Raw genomic sequence first — 20,511 nt, forward strand, 5'->3', positions numbered from 1 at the left:
TTTACTCCTGTTTTGCAAGGGTTGGGTCGGTTTGCGTCACGGTGGCAATCTCCGCGGCGCGGTATTGTTTATCCACGATACGCATGAAAGGCAGATACAGCATGGCGCCAATCAGCAGGTTGATAAGCTGCATCACGCTGCCGCTGAGATGCCCCGTGACGATAAACCCGCTGATCACCGGCGGTAACGTCCAGGGGATAAACACCCCGGTGGTCACAGCGACGGCACCCATTTTCATCGCAGCATATTGCACGGTAACCAGGACCAGCGGCACCAGATTGAACGGGATCAGCATGATGGGGTTCATGATAACCGGCAGACCAAACAGAATCGGCTCGTTGATGTTAAACACCGAGGCCCCCGCGCCGAGACGCGCCACCTCGCGCATGTTTTTGCTGCGGGCAAAAATCAGCATCGCAATCACCAGCGAGAGCGTTGCCCCTGCGCCACCCATCCAGATCATGTCAAAAAACTGTTCGGTGATAATGTGCGGCGGCGTCGTACCCGCCTGGATGGCGGCGATGTTATCGGTCTGGTTCTCCATCCACAGCGGGCGAATGATGCCGTTGATCATTGAGCCTGAGTTAATGCCCACAGACCACAGAATGGTGATGCTGAACACCGTCATCAGCGCGCCGAAATAGGAGGTCCCGTAGTGGCGAACCGGCGTGGCGACCACCTCGTAAATAAACTGGTGAATGGTGTTGTAGTGGGTGTTTTCGAAAATGATGCGGATAATAAGCACCAGAATCATTACCAGCAGGGCCGGGATCAGCGCGGCGAACGATTCCTGCACCGCCGGCGGCACGCCATCAGGCATTCTGATGACCAGCTTTTTGCGCTTCAGCCAGCAGAACAGCTCCGTCCACAGCAGAGAGCCAATCATCGCCACGAACAGCCCTTTGCTGCCAATCCACTCCACCGGCATGACCGTGATACCGCCGTTTTCGGCCACTTTGATAAAAGGTGTCAGGATTAAAAAGGCGACCAGAGCCAGAATGCCGCAGGAGATGCGATCTTCGCCGTAGTGTTCAGCCAGGCGAAACGCCACCAGGAAGCTGATAAACAGCGACATGGTTGAGAACACCGCGTTGAACGGAATTTCAATGATGGCACTCCAGCTTTCACCAAATGCCTGAGACATAAACTGCTGATAGGTTTGGTTCGGAAAAGAGGAGATGACCAGCAGAATCGAGCCGACGATGATAAACGGCATGAAGGAAACATAGGCCCCGCGTATGGCGCCCAGATGCCGCTGTTGCGCGGTTTTGGCCGCCAGCGGCATCAGTTTTGCTTCAAGAAATCCCAGAACATTGTTCATTGTGAACTCCGTACAAGATTGAGGGGTGTTGTTATGTTATGTCTGTGGATTATCAGTGAAGCGCGGTGGCTGAAAGGTGAAACAGGTCACAAAGCACTCGCTAAGATATTATAAATCTCATGAGATTGGTTATGGAGTTACAGCGATGGAAATCAAATTGCACGCCAATGCCACCACCACGCCGCGGATCCGTCGCTATCTGCAACAATCCGACAAAAGCGACAGAGAACTGGCTATAGAGCTGGGTATTTCCGTGACGACCGTGCGGCGATGGCGCAATCGCGATCGGGTTTCTGACAACCATACGACCCCAAAAGTGATACACAAAGCGATGAGACAAGAGCAGGTTGACCTCGTTAATGCGCTGCGTGATATCACGGGCGCACCGCTGGATGAACTGCTGCTGCTGGTTAACGAGGTGCTGGGGATTTCCGTTTCGCGGGCGACACTGAACCGTTATCTCCGTCCCGCTTCTGCGAAACGCAAGGGCGTTGAACTTCAGGGGAAAAAAGCGCTAAAGGCAGGCGTTTTACCCACAAAACTGCTGGTGCATCACCAGCCTTTATCGCTGCATATGGATGATGGCGGGGAGCAGCATCTGCTGTGGGGGCGCGAACCGGTGAGCGGCTGGTGTTATGCCCGGCTCTATGCGGGAATTTCATCACAGCTGCTGAACAACTGGATGTGTGAGTTGCTGAACGCCTGTCCGGCTGATATCCAATCTGTTGAGACTTTCGGTTTTGAACCCGACTTACCCGCGGGTGAACCTGCCGTAAAAGTACAGCCGACCAGGCACAAGGCCGTGCAGGTTGCGGTACCGCTCGGCGACATCATTCCACGAGTGAATGCTGTTCCGTTAGGGCAGGTATTGATCGAGATGTGCGAGTTTTACAATCGGGGCAAAGCGCAGAAAAAGCTGGGAGAGAGCACGCCGCAGGCCTTTCTGGAAGCGCTGCGGCGTAAGGATTAGAGAATCTCGAGCACCTCTTCCGGCGGGCGTCCAATACGCGCCTGGCCGTTTGCGACCACAATGGGGCGCTCAATCAGTTTCGGATTTTCAACCATCGCCTGAATCAGCTCAGCCTCGGTTAGACGACTGTCATTCAGATTGAGCGACGTATACAGGTCCTCTTTCTGGCGCATTAGCTCTCTGGCACTGCCCATTCCCAGCATGTGCAGCAGCTGACGAAGCGTCTGTGCATCTGGCGGTGTCTCCAGATACAGCACCACTTCCGGGTCAATGCCGTTCGACTTCAGCAGGCTAAGGGTGTCGCGGCTCTTCGAGCAGCGTGGGTTGTGGTAGATTTTTACCGCGTCTGTCATGACCTGAATTCTCCTTTATTACATCTTCTCGTACGGCTTAAAGCGCTGCTGCAGACCGCGAAGCTGATCGATACGCGCATCGTAACGGGCCTGCTGCAGACTGCCGAGCTTAACCTGTGAACTGGCACTGCTCAGGAGGGAAATCGCCTGATCAAGACGCCCCACCAGGGCAAAGCCTTCGGCGCGTGCCGCAAGCTCCTGATCGCGGTTGCCCAGCTGCGCTTCTGCCTGGGCAAGCAGATCCCAGCCGTTCTGATCGTCTTTATTGTTAAAGGTGTAGCGGTTCAGAATGTTCGCCGCTTCAGCAGGCTGACCACCCTGTAAGTAAGCATTCGCCAGGTTAAGCTGAAGCACCGGGTTAGTCCGCACCTCTTTTGCCCCTTTCAGGCGATTAATCGCATCGGTGGCTTTTTTCTGCCCCAGATCGATATCCGTGGCGAGATCGAGATACCACGGGTTATTCGGATCGGCGGCGAGAAGTGGCTGCAGCGTTTTACGCGCTTCGTCATATTTGCTGGCTTCCATCGCCTGTAACGCCTGGCCATACTGAGCCGCGTTTTTCTCACGCACGTTGCCTTTCGCCAGCGCATCCAGCAGGTCGCTGGTCAGCTGGTTACGCCCGGAATTGTACATTCCAAGCGTTCGCACTTTTGCCATGTAGAAATCCTGCGACGACTGAACCACGACCGGGCGCATCTGGTTGGCACGGTTACGCGCATCCGACAGACGGCTTTCCGGTAAGGGGTGCGTCAGCAAAATTTCCGGCGGACGGGAGGAGTAGCGCGCCTGGTCGAGCAACTTTTCGAGGAAGCTCGGCATGGCCTGCGGGTCAAAGCCCGAACGTTGCAGCACCTGAATGCCAATACGATCCGCTTCCTGTTCGTTTTGCTGGGTGAAACTGATCATCCCCTGACGTGTTCCCGCCAGCGTACCGGTTAACGCCGCCATCCCGGCCTGCGGGCTGGCCATTGCCAGCAGAATGGAACCCAATGCGCCAACCCAGGTCAGCGGAGCGTTACGCTTCTGGTCTTCCATTGCGCGGGCAAGGTGGCGCTGGGTGACGTGAGAGATTTCGTGCGCCATGACCGAGGCCAGCTGACTTTCATTATCAGAGTAACGGAATAACGCCGAATGCAGCACCACGTTGCCGCCAAAGAAGGCGAAGGCGTTGATTTCGTCATTATTGATTAAATAGAAGTGGAAGGGGGTTTTTACCGAGTTGGCGTGCGCGACCAGGCGCATGCCCAGCCCGTTAATGTACTGAACCAGCAACGGGTCGTTAATCAGCGGCGCACTGCCACGCAGCTGACGAACGTAATAATCCCCCATCTGCATTTCCTGCCCAATGGAGAGCGTGCTTCCTGCTGTAGTGCCCATGTCCGGCAATGAATCGGACGAGTCAGCGAAAGCTGGCAACACCTGACCGACCGTCAGTGCGGCAATCAGTGTCGCAACCAGTGTTTTTCTCAACTGCCTGAACATAACCACTGTCCTGTATTTGGGATGTGCTAATTTGACCGATGAACCGGCATATCGTTCATCTCCACTGCCCTGCGAGTGTAGCCGTGTTGAGGCATGAAGAAAATCCCATTCATCAGGGTTTTGCGGATCGTGGCAGGGAGACAAAAAGCGAAAGTCTTTTTTGTGACAGTTAGATACAATTCACGTTCTCACTCCCGCCATCCGATTCAGGGAAGGGTTGTATGCTCGAAATGTTAATGCAGTGGTACCGCCGTCGGTTTAGCGACCCGGAAGCCATTGCTTTGTTGGTTATTCTCGTCGCCGGATTCGGCATTCTGTTCTTCTTCAGCGGTCTTCTCGCCCCCCTGCTGGTCGCGATTGTGCTGGCGTACCTGCTGGAGTGGCCAACGGCGCGTCTGGAAAATATAGGCTGTTCCCGTCGCTGGGCGACCAGTATCGTCCTGGTGCTGTTTGTCGGCATTCTGCTGTTAATGTCGTTTGTCGTTATGCCTGTGGCCTGGCAACAGGGGATTTACCTTATCCGCGATATGCCCGGCATGCTGAATAAGCTTTCTGATTTTGCCGCCACGCTGCCGCGCCGATATCCCGCCCTGATGGATGCCGGGATCATTGATGCGATGGCCGAAAACATGCGCGCCCGCATCATGACAATGGGTGATTCCGTGGTGAAATATTCCCTGGCGTCGCTGGTAGGGTTGCTCACACTGGCCGTCTACCTTGTCCTCGTTCCGTTAATGGTTTTCTTCCTCGTCAAAGATAAAGAGCAGATGCTGAACGCGGTGCGGCGCATTCTGCCGCGTAATCGCGGGCTGGCCGGGCAGGTGTGGGAAGAGATGAACCAGCAGATCACCAACTACATTCGCGGCAAAGTGCTGGAGATGATTGTGGTGGGTGTGGCTACCTGGATTGGTTTTTTAATTTTCGGGCTTAACTACTCGCTGCTGCTGGCGGTGCTGGTGGGGCTGTCGGTGCTCATTCCCTACATCGGTGCCTTTGTGGTGACCATTCCGGTTGTCGGCGTTGCGCTGTTCCAGTTTGGTCTGGGGACCGAGTTCTGGAGCTGCTTCGCGGTGTACCTGATCATTCAGGGACTGGATGGCAACCTGCTGGTGCCGGTGCTGTTCTCCGAAGCGGTGAACCTGCATCCGTTGGTGATTATCTTATCCGTGGTGATTTTCGGCGGGCTGTGGGGATTTTGGGGCGTGTTCTTTGCCATTCCGCTGGCAACGCTGATCAAAGCAGTGGTTCACGCGTGGCCGGATGTGCCCGCGGTTGAGGATAAGTAGATAGTTGTGCGGCCTGATACCCTCTCCCGTGGGGAGAGGGGCAAATATCAAAAACGGTAACCTGCGTTACCGTATTGCATTTACCGCGTAGGTCGGGTCAGGCGAAGCCGCAGCCCAACGATCAGGCGCTTTGTTTGAGCCAGTTCAGCACCACGTCGTGGTGGTTGCTGGTTTTGAAGTCATCAAACACATGTTCAACTTTACCGTCCGCGTCAATCAGGAAGCTGATACGGTGAATGCCGTCGTAGGTTTTGCCCATAAAGGTCTTCTCGCCCCAGACGCCAAACTGCTCGCATACCTGGTGCTCTTCGTCAGAAAGCAGCGTGAAGTTAAGCAGCTCCTTTTCAGCAAATCGTGACAGCTTTTCTGGCTTATCGGTGCTGATACCCAGCACTTCCACGCCGACTTTTTTCAACTCGTCCATGTTGTCGCGTAAGCCGCAGGCCTGTACGGTGCAGCCCGGGGTCATGGCTTTCGGGTAAAAATAGACCAGAACACGCTGTCCCTGGAAGTCGGTCAAATTTACTTGCTCACCATCCTGGTCAGGTAAGCTAAATTTCGGTGCGATGTCACCGGCTTTCAGTGGGTTCATTACTCAACTCCATCCTGTTCATGCTGCGAATAATTGACGACGCTTATACTGCCTTGCGCGTTTAATTCTGTACAGAGGGCTTTGAACGCTTGCTCGATATTTGACGCATCCTGCGAGGCAGGGCTGTGTGCGGTAATCTGAATAAAAAGGGTGGGAATGGCGCTGCCGTCACCCGGCTGCGTTCGGGAAACGAGTTCGGCAATATTCATCTCATGGCTGTCAAATAACGCGGTGAAGCGCTCAATCAGATGGGGGGAATCGGGGACTTCAACCTGCACCCAGACGGTCGCGGGCAGGGCCGGACGTGGGCGAGCAGTGGTGCGTTTCATCACGATCAGCAAATCCAGCTCCGCACCTTTGAGCGGCAGGGTCGATTCGATAAGGGTAATGGCATTCCATGTCCCGGACAGCAGCATAATAAACGTGAACTCTTCGCCCAGCATAGCCAGACGGCTGTCCTCGATATTACAGCCGCAGCTGCTCACATGGCGGGTGATGGTGTTCACGATACCCGGCCTGTCAGCACCCAGCGCAGTGATAACCAGGTAATGTTGTGATGAGGTTGTCAAACCTGTTCTTCCTTTGCATGGTTAAGTCTTCCTAAGGAAAGCATAAAAAAAACATGCATACAACCGCCTGAGGGCCTCAGGTCGCTTGCTTTTATTACAGTTCCAAACGTACCATTGAGGCTCTTGTTCGCACAGAGGATGGCTCATGTTCACGGGAAGTATTGTCGCGCTTGTTACACCGATGGATGAAAAAGGTAATGTCTGCCGGTCAAGCATGAAGAAGCTGATTGATTACCATGTCGCCAATGGAACCTCGGCGATCGTTTCGGTAGGGACTACCGGTGAATCTGCAACGCTAAGCCACGAAGAGCACGGCGATGTGGTGATGCTGACCCTGGAACTGGCTGACGGGCGTATCCCGGTCATCGCAGGGACAGGCGCTAACGCCACGGCAGAAGCTATCAGTTTGACCAAACGTTTTAACGACAGCGGCATCGTGGGCTGTCTGACGGTGACCCCTTATTACAACCGTCCTACTCAGGAAGGTCTGTTCCAGCATTTCAAAGCCATCGCAGAACATACTGACTTGCCACAAATTCTGTATAATGTGCCGTCCCGTACTGGCTGCGATATGCTGCCGGAAACCGTTGGTCGTCTCTCGAAAGTAAAAAATATTATCGGGATTAAAGAGGCGACAGGGAACTTAAGCCGCGTTCATCAGATCAAAGAGCTGGTTTCAGACGACTTTATCCTGTTGAGCGGCGATGATGCGACCGCACTGGACTTTATGCAGCTCGGTGGCCATGGCGTGATCTCCGTAACGGCGAACGTTGCGGCCCGCGATATGGCTGAAATGTGCAAACTGGCGGCTGCCGGTCACTTTGATGAAGCTCGCGTGATTAATCAGCGTCTGATGCCGTTGCATAATAAATTATTTGTCGAACCCAATCCGATCCCCGTGAAATGGGCGTGTAAGGAGTTGGGACTTGTAGCAACCGATACGCTGCGTCTGCCAATGACACCGATTACCGACCACGGTCGTGAAATTGTCACAGCAGCGCTGAAGCATGCCGGTTTGCTGTAGAGTTTAGGGAGATTTGATGGCTTATTCAGTACAGAAGTCGCGCCTGGCGAAGGTTGCGAGTGTTTCGCTTGTTATGCTGCTCGCTGCCTGTAGTTCAGACTCGCGCTACAAGCGCCAGGTGAGCGGTGATGAATCCTATCTGGATGCGACCCCGCTTGCTGAACTTCACGCACCGGCTGGTATGATCCTGCCGATTCAGAACGGCGATTACAATATTCCCGTGACCAACGGCAGCGGCCTGGTCGGTAAAGCGCTCGATATTCGTCCGCCAGCACAGCCTCTGGCGCTGGTGAGCGGGGCGCGTACCCAGTTCACCGGTGATACGGCGTCGCTGCTGGTTGAAAGCGCCCGCGGTACCACCCTGTGGCCGCAGGTTGTGAGCGTCATTCAGGCGAAGAACTACACCATCGATAAACGCGATGATGCCAGCCAGACCTTGACCACCGACTGGATCGAGTGGAACCGTCTGGACGAAGATCAGCAGTACCGTGGGCGTTATCAAGTCTCCGTTAAACCTCAGGGTTATCAGCAGGCGGTTACCGTTAAGCTGTTGAACCTGGAGCAGGCGGGTAAACCGGTTGCGGATGCCGCATCAATGCAGCGTTACAGCACTGAAATGCTGAACGTGATTGCCGCGGGTCTGGATAAGAACGCCAGCGACGCCGCTAACGCAGCGCAGAGCCGCAACGGCGCGACGTTTGACGTTCAGAGCGGTGCGGATGACACCGGTCTGCCAATGCTGGTTGTGCGTGCACCGTTTAACCAGACCTGGCAGCGCCTGCCAGCGACGCTGGAAAAAGTGGGCATGAAAGTGACCGACAGCACCCGTTCAACCGGTAGCATGACGGCAACCTATAAGCCGCTGTCTGACAGTGCATGGCAGGAACTGGGCGCCACCGATCCACAGCTGGCTTCCGGCGACTACAAGATTCAGGTAGGTGACCTCGATAACCGCAGCAGTCTGCAGTTTATCGATCCGAAAGGCCACACGCTGACCCAGTCGCAGAACGATGCGCTGGTGGCCGTCTTCCAGGCTGCATTCAGCAAATAAATACGAGGGCTGGTTAATCCAGCCCTTTTTATTTTCGTGCTACGCAAACGTGTGCGTGGCATAATATCCCCAGTTTTGAACACCAATCATCACACCAGGAGTAATGAAGATGCAGAAGCAAGCTGAGTTGTATCGTGGCAAAGCGAAGACCGTATACAGCACGGAAAACCCGGATCTGTTGGTGCTCGAGTTCCGCAATGATACGTCAGCAGGGGATGGCGCACGCATTGAGCAGTTCGATCGTAAAGGCATGGTGAACAACAAGTTCAACCACTTCATTATGACCAAACTGGCCGAAGCGGGTATCCCGACCCAAATGGAAGCGCTGTTGTCCGATACGGAATGTCTGGTGAAAAAACTGGATATGGTTCCGGTTGAGTGCGTCATTCGTAACCGCGCAGCAGGCTCCCTGGTGAAGCGTCTTGGTATTGAAGAAGGTATTGAGCTGAATCCACCGCTTTTTGACCTGTTCCTGAAAAACGATGCCATGCACGATCCGATGGTCAATGACTCTTACTGCGAAACCTTCGGCTGGGTGAATAAAGAGAACCTGGCGCGCATGAAAGAACTGACCTACAAAGCCAACGACGTGCTGAAAAAACTGTTTGATGACGCGGGTCTGATCCTCGTCGACTTCAAGCTGGAGTTCGGCCTGTTCAAAGGCGAAGTGGTTCTGGGTGATGAGTTCTCTCCGGACGGCAGCCGTCTGTGGGATAAAGAAACGCTGGATAAAATGGACAAAGACCGTTTCCGTCAGAGCCTGGGTGGCCTGATTGAAGCGTACGAAGCGGTTGCTCACCGTTTAGGCGTTAAGCTCGACTAACTCCCTCATCGCCAAAGGATATGTATATCCTTTGGCGTCTTACCCTTGTTTCCTATGGTAATCTTGCCGTTAACCGCCTACGATCATAGCTATTATTAATGGAATAGTTCGAGGTGGTTATGCGCTGGCAAGGGCGTCGTGAAAGTGACAATGTAGAAGACAGGCGCAGCGATAGCGGCGGCGGTCCTTCAATGGGTGGGCCTGGCTTCCGGTTACCCAGCGGAAAGGGCGGGATTATTCTGCTGATTGTGGTGCTGGTCGCGGGGTACTACGGTGTCGATCTGACCGGTTTAATGACCGGCCAGCCTCTGCAGCAACAGCAGCATTCTGAGCGCTCAATCAGCCCGAACGAGGATGAAGCGGCCAAATTTACCTCCGTTATTCTCGCCACCACAGAAGAAACCTGGGGTCAGCTGTTCGAAAAAATGGGGCGTACCTATCAGCAACCCAAGCTGGTGATGTACCGTGGCGCAACCCGTACCGGATGCGGCACCGGACAGTCGGTGATGGGGCCGTTCTACTGTCCGGCAGACAGCACCGTCTATATCGATCTCTCTTTCTATGATGACATGAAACGCAAGCTTGGCGCTGACGGCGATTTTGCCCAGGGCTACGTCATTGCGCATGAAGTCGGGCACCATGTGCAAAAACTGCTGGGGATAGAACCCAAAGTACGCCAGCTTCAGCAAAACGCCTCTCAGGTTGAGGTAAACCGTCTTTCCGTACGCATGGAACTGCAGGCGGACTGCTTCGCGGGCGTCTGGGGGCACAATATGCAGCAGCAGGGCGTACTGGAATCCGGTGACCTGGAAGAGGCGCTCAATGCCGCGCAGGCTATCGGTGACGATCGTCTTCAGCAGCAGAGCCAGGGCCGCGTCGTGCCGGACAGCTTTACTCACGGCACGTCACAACAACGATACAGCTGGTTCAAACGCGGTTTCGACAGCGGTGACCCTGCGCAGTGTAATACCTTCGGCAAAGCCATGTAATGGTGGCGTTTGAACATCTGATTCGCGAGCTTGAGCACAAAGGTCATCGTCAGCTGGTGGTGCTCAGCGGCGATGAGCAGTGGACATTCACGCAGGCATCAGCCCTGCGTGATGCCTTGCCCGGAGACTGGCTGTGGCTGGCGGATAACGCGTCCAGAGCCATCAGCGGGCTGCTGGGACGCGAGTTCCGGCACGCAATTTTTGATGCCCGCGCCGGGTTTGACGTCTCAGCCTTTGCGGCCCTGAGCGGGACGCTGCGTGCCGGTAGCCTTCTGGTGCTGCTGGTACCGCCCCCTGACGTGTGGGCGGAACAACCTGACAGCGATTCCCTGCGCTGGAGTGACAGCGCCGAACCCATCGCCACGCCAAATTTTATTCACCACTTTTGCCGGACGATTGCCGAGGATCCTGAGGCGATAGTCTGGCTTCAGCACCAGCCTTTATCGCTTCCCGCACGATCCGACGCCCCTGACTGGCAGCCTGCCAGCGGTGCGCCGCAGCGCGAGCAGGCTGAGATCCTGGCAGCACTCCTGGCCATGAAACGCGGCGTTGTGGCCGTTACGGCCCCGCGCGGACGCGGGAAGTCTGCGCTGGCGGGAATGCTGCTGAGCCGCACGCAGGGCAGTGCCATTGTCACCGCGCCATCAAAAGGGGCGACGGAGGTTATCGCCCGTTTTGCCGGCGAACGTTTTCACTTTATGGCCCCGGACGCGCTGCTGGCCTCTGAAGAGCAGGCCGACTGGCTGATTGTCGACGAAGCCGCCGCTATCCCCGGACCGCTGCTTGAAAAGCTGGTCGACCGTTTCCCGTGCGTCCTGCTGACCACAACGGTGCAGGGTTACGAAGGAACAGGAAGAGGCTTTCTGCTTAAGTTCTGTAGCCGGTTCAGCGGGTTGCAGCGGTATACCTTATCAACCCCGGTACGCTGGGCTGCAGGATGTCCTCTTGAGCGGGTCGTCGCCAGCGCACTGCTGTTTGACGATACGCTTATCGATCGCAGCCCAACAGGCGCCATACAGTTGACCTCTCTGGCTCCGGAAGCCTGGGCGAGCAACCCGGCGCTGGCGGCGAGTGTGTATGAGCTGCTTTGTGCGGCACATTACCGCACCTCACCGCTTGATTTACGCCGCATGATGGACGCGCCCGGCCAGCACTTCGCCGTCGCCCAAACGGACTCTGTCATTGCCGGGGCGCTCTGGCTGGTGGAAGAGGGGGGATTAACGGCACAGCTCAGCCGTGCCGTCTGGGCGGGGTTCCGCCGTCCTCGCGGGAACCTGGTGGCGCAGTCCCTTGCCGCGCATGGCGGCTCCCCGCTGGCGGCGACGCTCAAAGGCCGACGGGTGACCCGAATAGCGGTACATCCTCGTCGTCAACGGGAAGGCATCGGACAGGCACTGATCCGCAACGCAAGCGGCGAGGATTACCTGTCGGTGAGCTTTGGCTATACCGATGAACTGTGGCGTTTCTGGCAGCGATGCGGCTTTGTGCTGGTGCGCATGGGCAGCCATCGCGAAGCCAGCAGCGGCTGTTATACCGCAATGGCCTTGCTGCCCCTCAGCGACGCGGGGCGACAGCTGTGTGAGCAGGCGCATCAGCGACTGCGCCGCGATGCGCGCGTGTTATCGGCCCTGAACGGTGAAAAGATCCCGGTGGACGATGGCTGGGAGGCTACCCTTAATAGTGACGACTGGCTGGAGCTGGCGGGCTTTGCCTTTGCCCACCGCGCGTTTTCTACCTCCGTCGCGGCGTTAACACGGTTGCTGCTAAGCGTGGACATGCCGCTGCCCGCCCTGCGCGGGAAAGTGGAGGCGAGAAGTGATGACGCCCGGCTCAGCGCTGAACTGCTTCTTTCGGGGCGAAAAGCGTTACTGGCCAGGCTTCGCAGTGAAACGGCGCAAGCGCTTGAAAGCCTTGAACCTGCACGCTGTCAGCAGCTGAAAGACGACATTTTGCAATGGCAATTTTTTCAATGACTTCTTCAGTAAAGTGGCATGGTCATTCCTCCTGAGAGGCGTAGAATCCAGGCCATCAAATAAGGAGACCGCCATGAAACACGATCATTTTGTTGTTCAAAGCCCTGATAAACCGGCTAAACAGTTACTGCTTCTGTTTCATGGTGTTGGCGATAACGCCGTCAATATGGGCCAGATTGGCAGCTGGTTTGCCCCGATATTTCCGCAGGCGCTGATTGTCAGTATTGGCGGGGTGGAGCCGTGTGGTCCGAACGGACGGCAGTGGTTCTCCGTTCAGGGCGTTACGGAAGAGAACCGTCAGGCACGTATTGACGCCGTCATGCCTGTCTTTATCGACACCGTGCGTTACTGGCAGCAGCAGAGCGGCGTTGGTGCCGATGCGACCGCGCTGATTGGCTTTTCGCAGGGGTCTATCATGTCCCTGGAGAGCGTAAAAGCGCAGCCAGGCCTGGTGTCGCGTGTGATTGCTTTTAACGGGCGCTTTGCGACGTTACCGCAACGCGCGACGACGCAGACCACGATCCATCTGATCCACGGTGGTGAAGACCGTGTGATTGAACTTTCGCATGCGGTTGCCGCGCAGGAAGCACTGATCCGCGAAGGCGGGGATGTGACGCTGGATATTGTAGACGATCTGGGGCACGCGATTGATGACCGCAGCATGCAGTTTGCGCTCGATCATCTGCGTTATACCGTACCGAAGCACTACTTTGATGAAGCGCTCAGCGGCGGCAAGCCAAATGACGATGATATCGTCGAGTTTATGTGATGTAGCCCCCTCTCCCGCAGGAGAGGGGACAGAGAATCACTTCTTCTGGTCTTTCTTCGGCCAGTCGTCATCATCGTCCCACTTATCGTTAAAATCACGATGCGGTGGAAGATCCGGTTTGTTGGCGAGAAACTTTTTGTGATCAACGCGCTTAAGATCTTTAATGACGTTAAGTAACACGCCGACCAGAAACACTAACACCAGAATCCACCAGTACTTTGAAAGCCAGTCCATTCGCTATTCCTCTCAGAGCGTTCGTCAGGCGACGAGTTGCTCCATAATTCGTTGATACATACGGGCCAGCAGCTGCAAATCAGCAGCATTCACACATTCATTTATTTTATGAATGGTTGCGTTCACCGGCCCCAGTTCGACAACCTGGGCCCCCATCCGGGCAATAAAGCGTCCGTCTGAGGTGCCACCTGTCGTCAGCAGTTGTGGCTTAATTTCATTATAGTGCTCGATGGCGTTCACTACCGCATCCACCAGTTTGCCGCGCTGGGTCAGGAACGGCTGGCCGGAAAGCCACCAGTCCACGGTGTAACGCAGATTATATTTTTCCAGCAGCGCGATAACGCGCGCTTTGATCATCTCATCGGTCAGTTCAGTGCTGAAGCGGAAGTTAAACTGGACAAAGAAATCACCCGGGATCACGTTGTTGCTGCCGGTACCGGCCTTCAGGTTTGCAATCTGCATGCTGGTCGGCGGGAAGAACTCATTGCCTTTGTCCCACTCAATGGTCACCAGTTCGTTCAGCATCGGTGCCGCGCGATGGACCGGGTTATCGGCCAGGTGTGGATAGGCAACGTGCCCCTGAACGCCATGAAGGGTCAAATTGCAGGTCAGCGAACCACGGCGACCATTTTTGACGACGTCTCCCACCACTTCCGTACTGGACGGCTCACCAACCAGGCAGTAGTCGAGACGCTCATTGCGGGCCATCAGCGCCTCAACGACCTTCACGGTGCCGTTGTGGGCGCTGGCTTCTTCGTCAGAGGTGATCAGAAACGCGAGGCGGTTTCTGTGGTTCGGATGTTGGGCAACGAAGCGCTCTGCCGCCACGACCATCGCCGCCAGCGAGCCTTTCATGTCTGCCGCACCGCGCCCGAACAACATGCCATCGCGGATAGTCGGTTCAAACGGCGGGTTGATCCAGCGATCCGCATCACCTGCGGGAACGACGTCGGTATGTCCGGCAAAGGCCAGCGTTTCGCCCTGACCGCGCCACGCCCAGAAGTTCTGGGTGTCGCCAACGTCCATGCGTTCAACGGTGAAACCGATGGCACGCAGGCGCTCAATCATTAATGCCTGACAACCTGCGTCGTCCGGGCTAAGGGAGGGACGGCGAATAAGCTGCTGAGTCAGCTCAATGACCGGGCATGACATAAACTACACCTCAACGAAAAAAGTCGGAATAAAGGGTTTCACTGAAACCCAGCAGCATAGGCTGCCCGGGCGCGCAGAGCAATGGGCGTTTGATGATTGCCGGCATTTCGAGCATCAGTTTGGCGGCACTGTCGGCGTCGGTGATGCCAGCCCGGACGGCTTCATCCAGTTTACGCCAGGTGGTACCACGGGTATTTAGCAGCGCCTCCCAACCCAGTTCCTTGATAGCGGTATGCAGAAATTCTGCATCAGGCCCGTCAACGCGATAGTCATGGAAACGGTACTCCACGTTGCTCGCTTCCAGCCAGCGGCGTGCTTTTTTGATGGTGTCGCAATTTTTAATGCCGTACATCACAACCATGGTGAATCCTTTTGTTCTTATGATGATTAAATGTTCAGTAATTTCGAAGATATATCCTTAAGTGGAATATAACACATTCAGGAATTGTCTTGATTTACACTTCTTCTTAATTCAACTCACAACTGTACGCTGAATATTCTTTCATCATTTAAGCATAGATGTCCATAAGACCGAAAATGCTAATGAACTCAGGCGGTAATTTAAATCTCACCTGCCTGTATGGTTATTTCAAAATATTGCTGAGCGTCACACAAAATTTAAGGCCCTGCGTTCATATTTATCATAAATCCCTGACAGTAGCGGGGTACAATCACAGCGATAGGTTAGACGGTCTTCACAATGATGATACGTTTTCGTAGAATGCGCATAATAATAAGAGAGGTAGTTATGATTGAACGTGAACTGGGGAACTGGAAAGATTTTATCGAAGGCATGCTTCGTAAATGACATTCAGTAAGAATTGCAAGAGCACTTAAATAAGTAAAATAACCATAGTGTGAATTAATCACACACCCTAAAAGGCGGCCCTGAGAGCCGCCTTTTTTATTACGTACTGTTATTCAGGACGTTCCTTCAGCGGGAAGCGGCGACGCACCAGCACAAAGAACAGGGGCACAAAATAAATGGCCAGGACGGTTGCCGAAATCATGCCCCCCATCACCCCTGTACCTACCGCATGCTGGCTGCTGGAGCCCGCACCGGTGCTGGTTGCCATCGGTAATACCCCAAAGACAAATGCCAGCGACGTCATCAGGATCGGACGCAAGCGCTGACGGCAGGCATGCAGTGTGGCCGCCATCAGCTCGTGGCCTTTGGCATTCATCTCATTGGCAAACTCAACAATCAGGATCGCGTTTTTCGCCGACAGGCCGATCACGGTGAGCAGCCCTACCTGGAAGTACACATCATTCTCCAGACCGCGCATCCAGGTCGCCAGCAGCGCACCGATGACGCCAAGCGGCACCACCAGCATGACCGAGAACGGAACGGACCAGCTTTCATACAGCGCGGCAAGACAGAGGAAGACCACCAGCAGGGAAAGCGCGTAAAGCGCAGGCGCCTGTGCCCCGGAGAGCCGCTCCTGATAAGACATCGCCGTCCACTCCAGCCCAAACCCGGCAGGCAGCTGTTGCACCAGTTTCTCCATGGTGTCCATGGCGGTACCGGTACTGACGCCCGGCGCGGCTTCACCGACGATTTCTACCGCCGAATAGCCGTTATAGCGTTCCAGACGCGGCGAACCACTCTCCCAGTGTGACGAGGCGAACGCCGAGAACGGCACCATCCCGCCTGCGTTATTACGAACAAACCAGCGGTTAATATCATTCGGCAACATACGGAACGGCGCGGCGGACTGGACATACACTTTTTTCACACGCCCACGATCCATAAAGTCATTCACATAGCTTGAGCCCCAGGCCGTCTGCAGGGTGTCGTTAATGTCGTCGATGGAAACACCCAGAGCCTGCGCCTTACGCTGATCAATATCCACCTGCAGCTGCGGGCTGTCATCCAGGCCGTTATGACGAACGCGGGTCAGGTCAGCGTCTTTGCCCGCCAGCGCTAACAGCTTATCGCGCGCCGCCATCAGCGCCGTGTGGCCTGCACCGGCGTGATCCTGCAGCTCCATGTCAAACCCGGCAGAACTGCCCAGCCCGCTAATGGCCGGTGGGCTGCTGGCAAAGACGCGCGCTTCGTTGATCTTCGTAAACGCGTGGGTGGCGCGTTCAATGATGGCCGCCGCGGTCCCCGTTTTTGTGTCGCGCTCGTCCCAGTCCTTCAGGCGTACAAACATACGGGCGACGTTCTGCCCGTTACCGCCCGGGCCAGAGCCCACGGTGGAGAAGACCGACACCACATTATCTTTCTCCTGGGTGAAGAAGTACTGTTCGACTTTTTCGACCACTTTCAGCGTCTGCTGCTGCGTCGCGCCGCTCGGAAGTTGCACGGAGGTGGTGAACATTCCCCGGTCCTCGATTGGCAGGAACGAGGTAGGCAGATGCAGGAACAGCCAGACCATTCCGGCCAGCAGCACTACGTAAATCAGCATCCAGCGCAGGCTGCGGTGCAGCACTTTACCGACGGCGGATTCATAGCGCGCGGCATTGCGGTTAAACATGCGGTTAAACCAGCCAAAGAACCCTTTCTGACCATGCTGCTCGCCTTTGTGCAAAGGCTTAAGAAGGGTAGAGCAGAGCGCAGGGGTCAGGATCAGCGCCACCAGTACCGAAAGCACCATTGCCGAGACGATGGTTATCGAGAACTGGCGGTAAATGGCGCCGGTTGTGCCGCCAAAGAAGGCCATCGGGATAAAGACCGCCGAAAGCACCATGGCGATGCCGACTAACGCGCCCTGTATTTGCCCCATCGATTTACGCGTGGCCTGGCGCGGGGAAAGGCCTTCCTCGCTCATGATACGCTCGACGTTTTCAACCACCACGATGGCATCATCCACCAGAAGGCCGATTGCCAGCACCATTGCAAACATCGTCAGCGTGTTGATGCTGTAGCCAAACGCGTAAAGCACCGCGAAGGTGCCCAGCAGGACCACGGGGACGGCTATGGTCGGGATCAGCGTCGCCCGGAAGTTTTGCAGGAACAGGTACATGACCAGGAAGACCAGCGCGATGGCTTCCAGCAGGGTCTTCACCACATCCTCAATCGACGCTTTAACGAAGGAGGTGGTTTCGTAGGCGACTTTGTATTCAAGGCCGTGAGGGAAATAGTTCGACAGCTCGTCCAGGCGGTCTAACACCAGTTTCGCCGTCGCCATTTCATTTGCGCCGGAGGCCAGTTTAATCCCCAGGCCGGAGGCGGGATTACCGTTAAAGCGGCTCAGGTAGTCGTACTTTTCCGCGCCCATTTCCACCGTGGCGACATCGCCCAGCCGCACTTCTGAACCGTCCTGATTCACGCGCAGGGTGATGTTGCGGAACTGCTCCGGAGTCTGAAGCAGCGATTGCGAGTTAATGGTGGCATTCAGGGCTTGTTTTTCGACGGAAGGCGTTCCTCCCAGCTGCCCTACGGCAATCTGGGCGTTCTGCGACTTGATGGCGTCCGTCACGTCAGTCGCCGTCATCTGGAAGCTGTTCAGCTTGTCAGGATCGAGCCAGATGCGCATTGAGTATTGTGACCCGTAGGCGTCGATATCCCCTACGCCGTTAATACGGCTGAGCGGGTCCTGAATGTTACTGGCAACGTAGTCCGCAATATCCTGCTTATCCATGGAACCATCGGTGGAGACAAACGCGATGGTCAAAATATTGGTATCCCCCGTTTTACGTACGGTAACGCCCTGATTTTGTACTGCCTGCGGCAGTTTTCGCATGGCTGACTGCAGCTGGTTTTGTACCTGTTGCACCGCTTCATCCGGGTCAGTCCCGGCCGTAAAGCTCAGGGTCACCGTCGCCTGGCCCGTGGCGCTGCTTTGTGAGGACATGTACATCAGGTTATCCAGACCCGTCATGTTCTGCTCGATAACCTGCGTCACGGTATTTTCCAGCGTCTGTGCCGAGGCGCCGGGATAGTTTGCTGTGACACGCACGTTAGGGGGTGCCAGATCGGGGTATTGCTCAACGGGAAGTGAAGTAATGGCCAGGACACCTGTCAGACACAACAGAATGGCAAGTACCCAGGCAAAAATGGGGCGATCGATGAAAAAATTCGCCATGAAAAATTGACCTCGTTTTGCTGCACGTCATTATTGTTTATTGCCCGCACCACTTTAGCGGCAAGACGAAGACCAAACGTGGAGAAATAAAGGAGATAATGTAAATTATCATGCGCGTTTCTCTGCGCTGCCCCCTTTACGGTTATTTACCTGTTAACGCCAGCGACGAAGGGAATGTCACGCTTACCTGCGTTCCCCCATTTTGTGGCTGCGAAAAGTGCAGGGTACCGCCGAGCCGTTCCGCGCGTTCACGCATAATATTCAGCCCGTAATGCCCCGGCGGCTCGCTGGCTTCGCCAATCCCGATGCCATTGTCGCGAATGCTCACGCTGTGCGTGCCGTCCACGGCGGTGATACAGCTTACGGTGATCTCGCTGGCCTGCGCGTGCTTGATTGCGTTCAACACCGCTTCACGCACGATCTGCAGCAGATGCACCTGCTTTTGTGCGTCAAGGGCCAGCGAGGAGAGGCGACAGTCAAGATGCAGCTTTGCCTGCGTCTGGCTCTGCAGACCGTCGAGTGACTCCTGAAGGGCTGCCGGCAGGTTAGCGTGGTTGAGCGTCAGGCGGAAGGTGGTGAGCAGATCGCGAAGCTGATGCCAGGCATTGTTAAGCTCGCGGGAGAAGTCGGTGATGATGGTCTGCGCGGGGGCATTCTCTTGCGGTACGGCACGCTTAAGCAGCGCAAGCTGGATCCGCAGATACGACAACACCTGCGCGAGGGAATCATGCAGTTCGCGGGCAATCGTCGCGCGCTCTTCCATCAACAGCAACTGCTGGTAATGCTTTTGCGCCTGGTTGAAGTAAAGCCCGCGCCCGAGCATTGTCGCCACGCTTCTCATCAGCGGAAGCGGGACGCTGTCCGTCTCGCTCTGCCAGCGCAGCTCGCCGTAGAGCGTGTCCTGCATCAGCACCGGCAGGTTTTGCAGCGGCATGTCGGCTGCCTCACTCCCTTCACACAGACGCCAGTCGTCGCTGGTCCGTAACTCCAGATAATTCATCCGGGTGTATTCATGGACGATTTGCAATATATGCCGGAAACAGTGACTGTCTATCTGTCCGGTGTTAAGCGCCTGCGAACATTTGAACAGCATTTCGAGCTGCTGATGCGCCTCGTTCAGGTGCCGGGTCTTTTCCGCAACCGAATCTTCAAGCGAGCGATAGAGGGTGTGTAACTCCGCCGACATATGGTTAAAGGCGCGGGACAGCTGACCGAGTTCATTCGGCAAAGTGGTATCCGGTGCCGGGGTATCAAATTGTCTCCGTTCAACGCGTTCGCTTGCGGCGACCAGATTGTTGAGGGGCAAGACCACCTGGCGACGGATGCGTCGCAGGGTAAACACCGTCAGCAGCAGGATCCCCAGCGCACCGGCCAGCGAGAGCAGGGTCACCGTCTGAATTTTATGTTCGGTATAGTGCTGAAGGGCGAGCACAAAGGCATCAATGCGGCCAACAAAATCTTCGATATGGGTTTGATACCATGCGAGATCGCCGTGGGCGATGTGCGTATCCATCTCCTGCCAGGCCAGATGCAGCTGCTGGTAGCGCTGTTTGACATCGTCCGGCACGTACCAGCGGTTCAGCTTTTGTAGTGCAGGTGCGCTCAGGGTGTGTTGCCAGTGTTGGCGATGCTGTGTCAGGGAAGGGCTGTTGCGCTGCATCTCATAGCCCAGCCGGTAACTCTGCATACGCAGTGAACCCGCAATATTGATGGCTTCGGCGTCACGCTGGCTGCTGGCAAGCGTCAGCAGCGCGATGGTGCTGGTCAGAACGGATAACACAATCATCGAAAAGAAAGCCCAGGCCAGGCTTGCGGAAACAGGGCGTTTAACGGTCACAGAACGGCTTCCTGAATAAAATTGATCTGCCACAGGTTCACTGGAAATAGTTTGG

General features: G+C 55.6%; 19 protein-coding genes. 9 read left to right on the forward strand and 10 right to left on the reverse strand.

Translation table 11 applies throughout. The features are described from left to right. Position 1: 1 nt before the first annotated feature. Complete coding sequence (celB, locus tag BJ887_RS02345) at positions 2-1,321, reverse strand: PTS cellobiose transporter subunit IIC (RefSeq protein ID WP_014171124.1); 1,320 nt, start codon at positions 1,319-1,321, stop codon at positions 2-4. Positions 1,322-1,466: 145 nt separating this feature from the next. Here celB and BJ887_RS02350 point away from each other — a divergent pair, with 145 nt between their 5' ends. Continuing rightward, entirely contained in the window at positions 1,467-2,291 is an 825-nt protein-coding gene (locus tag BJ887_RS02350) for an XRE family transcriptional regulator (protein WP_121339161.1), read from the forward strand. On the opposite strand, the gene arsC is transcribed toward BJ887_RS02350, so the two are convergent. After that, positions 2,288-2,644, reverse strand: coding sequence for an arsenate reductase (glutaredoxin) (gene arsC / locus BJ887_RS02355; RefSeq protein WP_014171122.1), 357 nt, complete (start codon positions 2,642-2,644; stop codon positions 2,288-2,290). The two genes, BJ887_RS02350 and arsC, sit on opposite strands and share 4 nt — an antisense overlap. Positions 2,645-2,662: 18 nt before the next feature. Then, entirely contained in the window at positions 2,663-4,126 is a 1,464-nt protein-coding gene (bepA, locus tag BJ887_RS02360) for a beta-barrel assembly-enhancing protease (protein WP_020883065.1), read from the reverse strand. Between the two features lie 221 nt (positions 4,127-4,347). On the opposite strand from bepA, the gene BJ887_RS02365 reads away from it, so the two are divergent. Continuing rightward, positions 4,348-5,412 (forward strand): AI-2E family transporter, encoded by a 1,065-nt coding sequence (locus BJ887_RS02365; RefSeq protein WP_014171120.1) that lies wholly within the window; start codon positions 4,348-4,350, stop codon positions 5,410-5,412. Positions 5,413-5,533: 121 nt separating this feature from the next. On the opposite strand, the gene bcp is transcribed toward BJ887_RS02365, so the two are convergent. After that, on the reverse strand, positions 5,534-6,004 hold the full coding sequence (bcp, locus tag BJ887_RS02370) for a thioredoxin-dependent thiol peroxidase (protein WP_047743042.1): 471 nt from the start codon (positions 6,002-6,004) through the stop codon (positions 5,534-5,536). Next, the gene (locus BJ887_RS02375; protein ID WP_047356595.1) at positions 6,004-6,573 is read right to left on the reverse strand and encodes a glycine cleavage system transcriptional repressor; all 570 of its coding nucleotides are present in this window, start codon (positions 6,571-6,573) and stop codon (positions 6,004-6,006) included. The genes bcp and BJ887_RS02375 overlap by 1 nt, the downstream gene beginning before the upstream one ends. Positions 6,574-6,718: 145 nt before the next feature. Here BJ887_RS02375 and dapA point away from each other — a divergent pair, with 145 nt between their 5' ends. The 6 genes from dapA (at position 6,719) to ypfH (ending at position 13,202) form a co-directional block, all read left to right on the forward strand. Continuing rightward, on the forward strand, positions 6,719-7,597 hold the full coding sequence (gene dapA, locus BJ887_RS02380) for a 4-hydroxy-tetrahydrodipicolinate synthase (protein ID WP_014171117.1): 879 nt from the start codon (positions 6,719-6,721) through the stop codon (positions 7,595-7,597). Positions 7,598-7,613: 16 nt separating this feature from the next. Next, positions 7,614-8,648 (forward strand): outer membrane protein assembly factor BamC, encoded by a 1,035-nt coding sequence (gene bamC, locus BJ887_RS02385; protein WP_020883067.1) that lies wholly within the window; start codon positions 7,614-7,616, stop codon positions 8,646-8,648. Positions 8,649-8,757: 109 nt separating this feature from the next. Next, the gene (gene purC / locus BJ887_RS02390) at positions 8,758-9,471 is read left to right on the forward strand and encodes a phosphoribosylaminoimidazolesuccinocarboxamide synthase (RefSeq protein WP_008501631.1); all 714 of its coding nucleotides are present in this window, start codon (positions 8,758-8,760) and stop codon (positions 9,469-9,471) included. A gap of 119 nt (positions 9,472-9,590) precedes the next feature. Further along, positions 9,591-10,460 carry a neutral zinc metallopeptidase gene (locus BJ887_RS02395; RefSeq protein WP_121339163.1) on the forward strand — a complete coding sequence of 290 codons (870 nt, stop codon included), beginning with the start codon at positions 9,591-9,593 and terminating at the stop codon, positions 10,458-10,460. Beyond that, a complete protein-coding gene (locus BJ887_RS02400; RefSeq protein WP_032678662.1) occupies positions 10,460-12,433 on the forward strand; it encodes a tRNA(Met) cytidine acetyltransferase TmcA in 1,974 nt (657 codons plus the stop codon). Before BJ887_RS02395 ends, BJ887_RS02400 begins: the two co-directional genes overlap by 1 nt. 73 nt (positions 12,434-12,506) lie before the next feature. Continuing rightward, on the forward strand, positions 12,507-13,202 hold the full coding sequence (gene ypfH, locus BJ887_RS02405; RefSeq protein WP_020883070.1) for an esterase: 696 nt from the start codon (positions 12,507-12,509) through the stop codon (positions 13,200-13,202). 36 nt (positions 13,203-13,238) lie between these two features. On the opposite strand, the gene BJ887_RS02410 is transcribed toward ypfH, so the two are convergent. The 3 genes from BJ887_RS02410 to BJ887_RS02420 are packed head-to-tail and all read right to left on the reverse strand — an operon-like array spanning position 13,239 to position 14,949. Beyond that, entirely contained in the window at positions 13,239-13,436 is a 198-nt protein-coding gene (locus BJ887_RS02410; RefSeq protein ID WP_014171111.1) for a YpfN family protein, read from the reverse strand. A 24-nt stretch (positions 13,437-13,460) separates the two neighbouring features. After that, positions 13,461-14,588, reverse strand: a complete 1,128-nt coding sequence (dapE, locus tag BJ887_RS02415; RefSeq protein WP_014171110.1) for a succinyl-diaminopimelate desuccinylase — start codon at positions 14,586-14,588, stop codon at positions 13,461-13,463. 10 nt (positions 14,589-14,598) lie between these two features. Beyond that, positions 14,599-14,949 carry an ArsC family reductase gene (locus BJ887_RS02420; protein ID WP_121339165.1) on the reverse strand — a complete coding sequence of 117 codons (351 nt, stop codon included), beginning with the start codon at positions 14,947-14,949 and terminating at the stop codon, positions 14,599-14,601. A 387-nt stretch (positions 14,950-15,336) separates the two neighbouring features. On the opposite strand from BJ887_RS02420, the gene ypfM reads away from it, so the two are divergent. Beyond that, on the forward strand, positions 15,337-15,396 hold the full coding sequence (ypfM, locus tag BJ887_RS02425; RefSeq protein WP_015572204.1) for a protein YpfM: 60 nt from the start codon (positions 15,337-15,339) through the stop codon (positions 15,394-15,396). Between the two features lie 109 nt (positions 15,397-15,505). On the opposite strand, the gene acrD is transcribed toward ypfM, so the two are convergent. Together acrD and narQ are read right to left on the reverse strand one after the other, a co-directional pair. Beyond that, complete coding sequence (gene acrD, locus BJ887_RS02430) at positions 15,506-18,619, reverse strand: multidrug efflux RND transporter permease AcrD (protein WP_121339167.1); 3,114 nt, start codon at positions 18,617-18,619, stop codon at positions 15,506-15,508. Positions 18,620-18,761: 142 nt separating this feature from the next. Beyond that, entirely contained in the window at positions 18,762-20,456 is a 1,695-nt protein-coding gene (gene narQ, locus BJ887_RS02435; protein WP_121339169.1) for a nitrate/nitrite two-component system sensor histidine kinase NarQ, read from the reverse strand. Between the last annotated feature and the right edge of the window lie 55 nt (positions 20,457-20,511).

Origin of the sequence: Enterobacter sp. WPR_3_1, assembly GCF_003635055.1 — a bacterium.
Taxonomy (GTDB): Bacteria; Pseudomonadota; Gammaproteobacteria; order Enterobacterales; family Enterobacteriaceae; genus Enterobacter; species Enterobacter ludwigii.

Coding starts and splice junctions, on each gene's coding strand:
- purC (WP_008501631.1), top strand. CDS start 8,758: ATGCAGAAGCAAGCTGAGTTGTATCGTGGCAAAGCGAAGACCGTATAC.
- bamC (WP_020883067.1), top strand. CDS start 7,614: ATGGCTTATTCAGTACAGAAGTCGCGCCTGGCGAAGGTTGCGAGTGTT.
- acrD (WP_121339167.1), bottom strand. CDS start 18,619: ATGGCGAATTTTTTCATCGATCGCCCCATTTTTGCCTGGGTACTTGCC.
- BJ887_RS02420 (WP_121339165.1), bottom strand. CDS start 14,949: ATGGTTGTGATGTACGGCATTAAAAATTGCGACACCATCAAAAAAGCA.
- dapA (WP_014171117.1), top strand. CDS start 6,719: ATGTTCACGGGAAGTATTGTCGCGCTTGTTACACCGATGGATGAAAAA.
- BJ887_RS02395 (WP_121339163.1), top strand. CDS start 9,591: ATGCGCTGGCAAGGGCGTCGTGAAAGTGACAATGTAGAAGACAGGCGC.
- bcp (WP_047743042.1), bottom strand. CDS start 6,004: ATGAACCCACTGAAAGCCGGTGACATCGCACCGAAATTTAGCTTACCT.
- BJ887_RS02400 (WP_032678662.1), top strand. CDS start 10,460: ATGGTGGCGTTTGAACATCTGATTCGCGAGCTTGAGCACAAAGGTCAT.
- bepA (WP_020883065.1), bottom strand. CDS start 4,126: ATGTTCAGGCAGTTGAGAAAAACACTGGTTGCGACACTGATTGCCGCA.
- dapE (WP_014171110.1), bottom strand. CDS start 14,588: ATGTCATGCCCGGTCATTGAGCTGACTCAGCAGCTTATTCGCCGTCCC.
- celB (WP_014171124.1), bottom strand. CDS start 1,321: ATGAACAATGTTCTGGGATTTCTTGAAGCAAAACTGATGCCGCTGGCG.
- BJ887_RS02350 (WP_121339161.1), top strand. CDS start 1,467: ATGGAAATCAAATTGCACGCCAATGCCACCACCACGCCGCGGATCCGT.
- BJ887_RS02365 (WP_014171120.1), top strand. CDS start 4,348: ATGCTCGAAATGTTAATGCAGTGGTACCGCCGTCGGTTTAGCGACCCG.
- ypfH (WP_020883070.1), top strand. CDS start 12,507: ATGAAACACGATCATTTTGTTGTTCAAAGCCCTGATAAACCGGCTAAA.
- BJ887_RS02410 (WP_014171111.1), bottom strand. CDS start 13,436: ATGGACTGGCTTTCAAAGTACTGGTGGATTCTGGTGTTAGTGTTTCTG.
- arsC (WP_014171122.1), bottom strand. CDS start 2,644: ATGACAGACGCGGTAAAAATCTACCACAACCCACGCTGCTCGAAGAGC.